This window comes from Microcystis sp. M53598_WE2, from assembly GCF_030067735.1.
GTDB classification, from domain to species: Bacteria; Cyanobacteriota; Cyanobacteriia; order Cyanobacteriales; family Microcystaceae; genus Microcystis; species Microcystis aeruginosa.
In genome coordinates this window covers 1-1817 of the sequence record NZ_JASJFE010001071.1, presented here as the reverse complement: position 1 = coordinate 1817, position 1817 = coordinate 1, and the positions used below count along the sequence as shown (strand labels likewise).

General features: G+C 41.4%; 2 protein-coding genes. Both read right to left on the bottom strand.

The genetic code is table 11. From position 1 onward, the window contains the following. Positions 1 to 124: 124 nt before the first annotated feature. Entirely contained in the window at positions 125 to 1327 is a 1203-nt protein-coding gene (locus tag PX636_RS21840) for an S-layer homology domain-containing protein (protein WP_002797952.1), read from the bottom strand. Positions 1328 to 1357: 30 nt separating this feature from the next. Then, the coding region (locus PX636_RS21835) for an NAD(P)/FAD-dependent oxidoreductase (protein ID WP_502882919.1) at positions 1358 to 1817 on the bottom strand (460 nt) is incomplete at its 5' end.

Here is a 1817-nt window from a genome sequence, read left to right as displayed (position 1 = left end):
TTCCTGGACTTTTTCCCTGAAAATTAGGTAATTGACCCCCTCAAAATCGGTAAAACCCTACACCCCACACCCCACACCCCACACCCCACACCCTGCCCCCAGGAAAAACTTTTTGCCGCAAACCCTAATTAACCCCACTCTGTTGCGTATCTTGACCCTGCAAAGCATCGGCAGCAGAAACACCATCACCCTGAAAACCAAAATACCATAAAGTAGCGGCAGCTTCAGCGCGATTTACCGGTCTTTTTGGCTGAAATAGGGTAGTAAAACCAAAAACTCGCCGAATATTGGCTTGTTCGGCATTTTGAAAATCGGCATAAAGAGCGCGCACCAGCTGCGGGTTAATTTTATTAGTATCCTGAAAACCCCAAGTATTTTTAATCGTATCAAGATTGGCACTCGGTAAAGCTTTTCTAATATCTAATGGCACTTTCCACGCGATTAAATCTTCCCGGGTTAAAGGAGCATTGGGACGGAATAAAAGGGCGCTACTATCTCCCGTTAAAGGAGAGGGAATTAACCCCGCTTCCGCTAATCCTTGAATATAAATATAATCGGGATCGTTATTTTTAACATCACTAAAAGCTGGGGAACTATTGGGAGTAGCTAAACGGATTTGTTTACCCGCTACATTGGCATAAATGGCATTATTAGCCTGTAACAACCAGCGAGCAAATTCTCGGCGCGTTATTGTATCATTAGGGTTAAACTGATTGTTATTACCTGTTAATACTCCTAATCTAGCTAAGTCTTGAATGTGGCTTTTTAAGGGATTAGGTAAGGATTCGAGATCGTTAAAACTGGTGGGATTAAGATTGGGTAAGGGGGAAGAAATGGGGGAGGGACTAGGGGAAGCAATCGGGGTTCCCGTTGGACGATAATCGAGGCTATATTCCGTATTGGGAGAAGTGGCAGTTATGGTGATAGTTAATTCTAAATTATCTCGACGGGCTGTCAAGGTGCTATTAACTCCTTCCCCAGAAAAGGGAGTGATAATTTCCCAATTATTATTAACTAATTCCTGTTGATAAAAAGCCTCGATCGCATTGCTGGGATCGTTGGATTGCCAACGGGTTTGTCCACCGGTATTATCAGGATTTGTCTGCACGGATAATAATTCTGATTGACTATATCGAGGAATTTCTGCGGGAAAATTTGCGGGTAATTGCTGGTTATTAGGAGAGTTTTCTGGTATGGGATTTGTTTGTAGATTAGGATCGGCAGCCAGACGATTTTCTAGGGCAGGATTGCCACTACAGGCTCCTAAAATACCCAGCAGAGTGATAATTGTACTGTAGCGAATAAACTTACTCACGGTCTTTACCAATATTGTTTCCTTAGCTTTATCCTAGCCTATTTACTCAGGTTTTTGACTAGGGAAAATTCTGCGCCACCATTGACGTAATTTCCCCAGCAGAAATCCTCCTAACCCTTTTGTGTATTTTTCAAATTTGTAGTAAAATAAAATGTCGATTATATCTTGGGTGGCAAGATACTTGAGATAGGATACTCCTTGATCTATACGCGCATCACTATATTCTAAATAAACTTTGCGACTGAGGCGAGCAGATAAATTCCATTTTGGTTGAAAATATTCTTGCATCCTCTGTTGATAAGGGGCAAAACTACTCGATTTTCCCTGTAAATATTCTTCCATGTATTGACAAGCAATTTCGGCTCCTTTCATAGCATAGCGAATACCTTCCCCTCCTAAAAAGTTAACCGTAGAAACAGCATCACCAATCGCTATAATATTCGGTTCTTGATAATAAATATCTTGCAGATTGAGCGAATATTCTAAAATAGAACCATGGATG